The organism is Halospina denitrificans (genome assembly GCF_004364635.1).
Taxonomy (GTDB): domain Bacteria; phylum Pseudomonadota; class Gammaproteobacteria; order Pseudomonadales; family Oleiphilaceae; genus Halospina; species Halospina denitrificans.
On the sequence record NZ_SOAX01000008.1, the window covers coordinates 1 to 7,098 of the forward strand.

Below are 7,098 nucleotides of genomic sequence, written 5' to 3' on the forward strand. Positions count from 1 at the left end.
AGAAGTGAAACCACTCAGCGCCGATGGTAGTGTGGGGTCTCCCATGCGAGAGTAGGTCATCGTCAGGCGCCTACACCCAAAGCCCCGCCCGGTAATCCCGGGCGGGGCTTTTTTATGGGTAAAAGCGTGATCTATGTCACGTTTTTGCATTCAGATATGCCTGCCAATCGACTCCCGTGTGAATTTGCTGACTGCATCAAAGCATTTGCTGCTGTCTCGGTTACCCTGACTGTGTATTAGAGCCCATCGATTTTGCCGGTTCTGCCCGGGAGGGAATGATTTTGCGCGGAGCTAGTCTCGGAGGCACAAACCTGCTTGCGTTAGGGGTTGCCCTGGCTTTTGCCGGAGTGGCGAGTGCTGGTGACATGGAGCCCATGTCCGACAAGGAAATGTCTGATGTGAACGGGCAGGGCGTTGGCATGGTCATGGAGGATTTCCGGTTTGCCCATCAGCATGACGCCGATGCGGGGAAGACCTTCAAGCTCAGCGGTATTACCAATGAAGCTGGCGAGGATGTCGAGGTTCTGGTCGACAATCTCTACATTGGCGGCGCCGGTAGTGAATTTGGCAACAACCTCCAGACGTTTAACCTTGGTCGTTTAACCAACCCCTTCAGCATGGGCCTGCTGGACGGCGACACGCTGTCAGCCAATGACGACGTGGATTTTAATGGCAAGGCGGTCTTTGAGCTTGCCGCGCCCAGCAAGGTGGCGCAGGGCGATGGCGTTGCCTGTATCCCGGGTGGTTCCGATACGGGGTGTGTCAGCCGTGCTCCTGACTCAGACGCGAGCATCCGTGGCGAGCGGATGGACCTGGGTTTTGCCAGTACGGTCCAGTCAGGGACCAGCGACCCACAGAAAATCAATATCCATGCCGAGAGCGCGGTTGTGGATGGCAGCTATATCCGGCTCTGGGGCTCAGCGCCCGGCGATGCGCGGCAGCAGTTGAGAGGGCAGATCCAGTCCAACTTCTATACGCCACGCCTTTCCATCAATGCCTGTGATCAGACCGGTTCAGGGTGCGGCGCAAGTATTGCGTTTAACGATTTCATGATGGAACTGGCTATTGGCAATGAATATCAGCCTCTTTTCCTGAGTGTTCTTGGGACTGGTCACGAGGTTGTGGAGGAGCAGGGCAACCTGCGGCTGGAGCTGCGCACCATCACCGATGCGCGTTCCCCGGACCCGATCAATGACAGTGGTACCGGGTCGAGTGATGGTGATGAAACCTATCAGTTCTACGAGGACTACTACACCAATTCCGACTACCGCAGCGATATCAGATCGGGAGATGTAGAGATTGGCGGCGAGAGCCTGGGCTCTGCCCGTATGGAAGGAATGCTTTTCCAGAAACTTGAAACAACGACGCGGAGCCTGGATTAACAATGATGACAGTGGCGAAGCGGTATCTTGGGACGTTTCTTCTGATCGTGGCCGGGTTGATGGTCTCTCAGGCTCACGGGGACATGAAGCCGTTGGGCGAAGATGATATGTCCAACGTCAGCGGCCAGTACGGCGGAATGTCACTCTCGGGTGATGTTTCCTTCAACAAGGATGGAGGTCCCCTCGACGGTGAGGGAGTTGGCTTTGACTGCTCCTCTGGCGGGCGTTGCGGCTCCCGGATAGCGGCCCAGCTCAGTGAGGGTGGCGGATGGTTTGTCCTTGACGATCTCCAGGGCACCTTTGCGTTTGAGGGGCTGACTCTGCGCACGCGGATGATTGACTCGAGTGACACTGGATTCGGCTCCGACGCGGGGGATTTCAACCGCGAGGTGATCGAGATCGGCATGCCGGATACCGCTCGCTTCGAGAACTTCAGCTATACCCTTGCGACCAGTTCAACGGCACGCCCAACGGGATCAGACTTCCAGCAGACAGAGCGTATGACCGTTGAAATGGATGGGGACATCACCCTGGATGGAAACATGCTGGTGTTTCCCACGAATCCGTAACTGAAGGGCTTGTGTCATGAGCACGATTCAGAAAATCTGGTCCCGCACACTGATTGGGCTCGCCATCTCTGGCGGTTCGATCGGGGCTGTAGCCATGGAGCGCCTGGGCGACGATGAGATGTCGGGCATTAGTGGCCAGGCCGGGGTGACCATGGAGATGGAAAGCCAGGCATCCATGGATACCTTCAGTTATTTCACCGACGGGAATGGACTCCACCTGGATGATGTCAGTGTCGGCTCAGCCAGCACGGCCGGCGAATCGGATTTTCGAACCTATACACTGGATATCAGGGATAATGGCGCTCTGGATATCGGTTTTGATATCGAAGACCAGCGAGTATCCGTTGGGGGCATTCGCCTGGACGACAGTGGCGACAGGAGTATGGGAAGCTTCTGGATGGACCGGAACATGGATGGCAACTTCGAGATTGTTCCGGGGGGTGCATTGTCGGAAGATGGTTACACCTTTAATGCGCTCTTCAACGTCTACAATTCCCGGTTCGGCTATAAGACCAACGGTCATCAGGTGTTTCTGGATGATGTTTCCATGATGATCAATTCCCAGGGCCAGACCCTGGACGTGGAAAATGGCGTTATCCATTACTCGATGCCGGTAGACGGCAATCTGGATATTGGCGCCATCCGTTATGCGGCCCAGGATGAGAGCTTCAGGGGGGATGCCTCGGCGCTTGCCAGTTACGGAAGCGTGGAAATGGACTTTGACTTCCTGTCTGATTTTGAAATCCAGGCTGGCGGTCGCTTCGGTTCCGAGGGGCTTCGTGTTGACAGCGAAACGCAACTCAATACCGCGAACTTCCTTTACAGCACCAACGGGTACAGCGTTGGTCTCAATAATATGTCCGGGCAATCCCAGGTGACGGATCTGCGCATTGATGTGGCTCCTGATTTTACGTCCGAGGCACGCCAGGGACTCGGGTTTACGCTGACCGGGACGGAGTCCCAGGCCTCCGGGAATCTCTCGATCGGCAGTATTACCCTGGGGGAATCCGGCAGCATTGGGGCGGTCGACATGCAGTGGTTGTACGAGGATCAGGACGTTAATGGCGAGACGTTCTCCAACCAGCTTTTCCTGATGGCAGGTGGTCATCCCGATGCGGGGCCCGAGGGCATGCGGCTGGCATCTGAGTGGAGTCTCGCGGACGCCCAGCTTGATTATACAACCAACGGCAATACAGCAATTTTTGACGGCATACAGTCCTGGGGCCGTGGTGATGTCACCGTGAATGTCACGGGTTCTGAGACCCTTGGGGATACCCGGTTCTACGAGGGGCTCCGAGTCGGGTTTGACGGTGTTTCCGGTGGCTACCGCATGGATGGCCTGAGGGTTGGTGACGAGACTTCGGACGTTCAGGGCGGTGTCGAATTACTCAGTGCCCTTGGCGTCTACCGCAGTTTTGAGTTCGGCTCCCTGGATGGCCATTACACCCTGGGACCGGGTGGTCCAAACGGGGAAGGGATTACCATCAATTCCGATATCGTGATTCAGGACGGGCGGATCGGCGCCTTGACTGAACAGTCGGGACAGGGGATCTGGGCCGACGATCTTGAATTCGAATCGCACATCCGCGATATGACTGTGGATGTGACCGCCGAAGGCCTGTCGATGATCCAGGGCGAAGCCTGGAGCACCATGGATATCGGCAACCTGCGGGTCGGTGACGCTGACAATGGCGCCAGCTTTGGTCGTATTGTCTGGCAGCGGTACGGCAAGAACAATGAGATGGTGATCAGTGCGCCAAACGATGGAAGCGGAAGTGAGGGACTTCACGTCGCGCTTACCCATGTGTTCAGTGAGGCAACGGCTGACCGTCAGAACCAGTTCCTCTGGGAAACCGGGCGAGACACGGATACTAACGGTGACCCCATTAACGGCACTGGCATGCAGCTCGTTATGAACAATATCCATACGGACGACGTCACCACGGCGACCAATAACTATGGTGTCAAAACCGACCTTGAGATTGATGTTCGCGAGGCTGATGCAAGCACGGGCGAGCTTGGGTTTTCCGTTAACACCCGAACACGCTTTCGTGAACTGAATATTGGCAGTGTGGATATGGTGCACCCCGACGGGGGCGCGGCCACAGCGCTTCAAGGCGTCAGTATCCAGAATATGGACATGGAGTCCAATCTCACCGCTACCCCAATCCAATAGCGCTCTTTTTTTCTCCGATGGCCTTATGTAGGTTACTCTTGGCTGTCGAGAGGGAGCGCTCATGCATCACTATTCTTTATTACAGCTCTTGGCGGATGGACGGCTGCACTCCGGTACGGAACTCGCGGAGGCGCTTGGCGTCAGTCGCACTGCAGTCTGGAAGCAGCTTCAGCATCTTGAGAGTCTTGGACTGGAGCTTGAGACCGTCCGAGGGCATGGTTATCAACTGACGACCCCTTTGGATTTGCTCACTCAGGAAGGCATCCATCAAGTGCTGCCTGTTCCTTTGCGGGAGCGGGTTTCACTGGATCTGTGTACCGATGTGGATTCCACCAACCAGTCACTGCTGGCGCTTTCGTCGCTTTCCCGGGATTATCAGGTCTGTGTGGCTGAGCAGCAGACCCAGGGCCGTGGACGCAGGGGGCGAGCCTGGGACAGTCCGTTCGCCCGCAATCTTTATCTGAGCCTTGCCTATGAAACGGAAGGCGCCATGCAGGCGATCCAGGGCGTGACCCTTGTTGCCGGCGTTGCTGTGGCGCAAGCGCTGGAGTCGCTGGGTATCAGGGGGGTCGAACTCAAATGGCCGAATGATGTATGGCTGAATGGCCGGAAGCTGGCCGGAATACTGACTGAATTGCAGGGTACCGTCCAGGATCGGTTTCGGCTGGTGATTGGTGTCGGACTTAACGTGTATATGGCCGAGTCAGAGGTTGCTATCGATCAGCCCTGGACGTCGCTCGCGCGTGAGAAGCAGGTGCCTTCAGGTGGAAGGGCGCAGATTGCAGGTGCGCTGATTACTCATATGGTCCATTGGCTGGAAGAGCGGGGAGGTGTTGGGTCGCCGGTGTTTCAGCGTGCCTGGGACCGCTATGACGCGTTAGCGGATCAGCCTGTATGGGTTCACGGGAAATCGTTAACAGGTATCGCGCATGGCATTGACGAGGCGGGCCATTTGCGTGTCCGGGATGATGCTGGCACGGAAGAGCGCTTGAGTGCGGGCGAGGTCAGTATTCGGGTAAGGGATTCATGATACTTCAGGTTGATGCGGGCAATACCCGGATTCATTGGCGGCTGGTTGAAATTGATGCGAGTCAGGCGCCAATTGTGAGGGGGCGGGGACACGTAGACCATGGCACAGTGCCAGATCCGGTCGGGCGTGAGGCGATTACCGGTATGGAGCTGGCCTGTGTTGCGGGCGAGGATGTCATCGATGCCCTTCGGCGGGCGTTCAATGGCACTGCCGGCGTTCCGGTTCTCGAGGCGAGGACGGAAGCCGTTGCCTGTGGCGTTAGCAACAGTTACGCCGAGCCGGAGAAGATGGGGGTGGATCGTTGGCTGGCCATGATTGCGGCCTACAATCACTATCCCGGCGGCGTCATTATTGTTGATGCGGGCACGGCCGTAACGGTTGACTATGTAGACTCTCTGGGCCACCACCTGGGCGGCTACATTCTTCCCGGCCTGAACCTGATGGCGCAGGCTCTGGGGAGAAACACCGCCAGGGTTCGCGGGGGTGCGGGTGATTTCGGTTCTCCGGTACCCGGTTGCTCTACAGCCGAATGTGTCAATCACGGGATTGCCTGGATCTGGTCCTCAGCAGCAGAGCGCCTGCGGCATGATCAGCATAACTATGGGCTGAATACCATTGTGGTGACGGGAGGAGATGCGGAATTCATGGCAGACCTCCTTGGGGGCGCGGCTGTTATTGAACCCGACCTGGTCTTTCGGGGAATGGATCTCGTGTTTGCCGACACAGAACCCCGTTCCGGATTGAGGGGGTAGTGTGCGATTTCTTGCAGCGCTCCTGGTACTGGCGAACCTGATGCTCTACCTGCTGGTGCATCGCCTTCCAGCGGTGGAGCCCTTGGAGAGGCCGGAAATCAACCTGCCCCGCGTCACCCGCATAGAGATGCTGGACTCCGAGCGGTCAGCCCCACAGCCGGAGGACAAAGAAAGCCGCTGTTTCATGATCGGTGGGTTTCTCACATGGACTGGCGCTCGGAACTGGCTTTTGCTCAGAGGCCTCCCTCTCAGCGAACACCGGATTATCCGGCATGGCGCCGTAGAACGATCCGTGTTGTCAGTTCATGGACCCGCCAGAGATCGGTTTCCGCCCATGCCGTCCACCGAATCAACCGCACTGGAGCCGTTTTCCTTGCTCGCTGAGGCAGAGGGAGCGCTCAACAGGGAGTTTCTGTTCAGCGACTCTGGGTCCCTTGCGCTCTCATCAATCTACCGCATTGAAAATAAAAGGGGTTTGACTCTTGAATCAGACCGGGTGAGCTTTTACAGTTACGCCCTCGTGGGCGATGAAGGGCTTCGTGAGGCGTGGTCCCAGCGGTTTTCCGGCGGGTATTCAGGAAACCTGGTACCTGAAAGCTGTCAAGGTATTGCAAAGCAGGGGCAAAATCCTTAGCATATCGCCCTCGCTGATTGGTGACTAAAGGCTGGTGTAGCTCAGCAGGCAGAGCAACTGACTTGTAATCAGTAGGTCGGGGGTTCGATTCCCTCCACCAGCTCCAATTCAGCTCAGAGTTCGGAAGCAGTTGCCTGAGCAGCAACTGCATTCTGGAGGGGTTCCCGAGTGGTCAAAGGGATCAGACTGTAAATCTGACGCGAAAGCTTCGCAGGTTCGAATCCTGCCCCCTCCACCATATTGCGGGTGTCGTATAGTGGCTATTACCTCAGCCTTCCAAGCTGATGACGCGGGTTCGATTCCCGCCACCCGCTCCAAGTTGTGGCGAGCTCATGTAGCTCAGCTGGTAGAGCACACCCTTGGTAAGGGTGAGGTCGGCGGTTCAAATCCGCCCATGAGCTCCACTTATTGTGAGTGGTTCGTGTCATCAACAGGTAACGGCGCGGGAGATTGGTCAAGTGGGTAAGCAAAAGTTTGAAAGAGATAAGCCGCATATCAACGTGGGCACCATTGGTCACGTGGACCACGGCAAGACGACACTGACGGCGGCGCTGA

General features: G+C 56.9%; 7 protein-coding genes and 4 tRNA genes. All 11 read left to right on the plus strand.

The features are described from left to right. The first annotated feature begins 281 nt into the window (after nucleotides 1-281). Nucleotides 282-1,382 (plus strand): hypothetical protein, encoded by a 1,101-nt coding sequence (locus DES49_RS14195; RefSeq protein WP_133737103.1) that lies wholly within the window; start codon nucleotides 282-284, stop codon nucleotides 1,380-1,382. A 2-nt stretch (nucleotides 1,383-1,384) separates the two neighbouring features. Next, the gene (locus tag DES49_RS14200; protein WP_243865062.1) at nucleotides 1,385-1,951 is read left to right on the plus strand and encodes a hypothetical protein; all 567 of its coding nucleotides are present in this window, start codon (nucleotides 1,385-1,387) and stop codon (nucleotides 1,949-1,951) included. Between the two features lie 16 nt (nucleotides 1,952-1,967). Further along, nucleotides 1,968-4,127 (plus strand): DUF6160 family protein, encoded by a 2,160-nt coding sequence (locus DES49_RS14205; RefSeq protein WP_133737104.1) that lies wholly within the window; start codon nucleotides 1,968-1,970, stop codon nucleotides 4,125-4,127. 61 nt (nucleotides 4,128-4,188) lie between these two features. Then, entirely contained in the window at nucleotides 4,189-5,157 is a 969-nt protein-coding gene (locus DES49_RS14210) for a biotin--[acetyl-CoA-carboxylase] ligase (RefSeq protein WP_133737105.1), read from the plus strand. Then, the gene (locus tag DES49_RS14215) at nucleotides 5,154-5,909 is read left to right on the plus strand and encodes a type III pantothenate kinase (protein ID WP_133737106.1); all 756 of its coding nucleotides are present in this window, start codon (nucleotides 5,154-5,156) and stop codon (nucleotides 5,907-5,909) included. The genes DES49_RS14210 and DES49_RS14215 overlap by 4 nt, the downstream gene beginning before the upstream one ends. 40 nt (nucleotides 5,910-5,949) lie before the next feature. Next, the gene (locus DES49_RS14220) at nucleotides 5,950-6,543 is read left to right on the plus strand and encodes a hypothetical protein (RefSeq protein ID WP_133737107.1); all 594 of its coding nucleotides are present in this window, start codon (nucleotides 5,950-5,952) and stop codon (nucleotides 6,541-6,543) included. A gap of 30 nt (nucleotides 6,544-6,573) precedes the next feature. Next, nucleotides 6,574-6,649 (plus strand) — tRNA-Thr (locus tag DES49_RS14225). Nucleotides 6,650-6,697: 48 nt separating this feature from the next. After that, nucleotides 6,698-6,781, plus strand: a tRNA-Tyr gene (locus tag DES49_RS14230). Between the two features lie 4 nt (nucleotides 6,782-6,785). After that, nucleotides 6,786-6,860, plus strand: a tRNA-Gly gene (locus DES49_RS14235). A gap of 11 nt (nucleotides 6,861-6,871) precedes the next feature. Next, nucleotides 6,872-6,947: transfer RNA gene (locus tag DES49_RS14240), tRNA-Thr, on the plus strand. 54 nt (nucleotides 6,948-7,001) lie between these two features. Beyond that, the coding region (locus DES49_RS15845; protein WP_424955241.1) for a GTP-binding protein at nucleotides 7,002-7,098 on the plus strand (97 nt) is incomplete at its 3' end.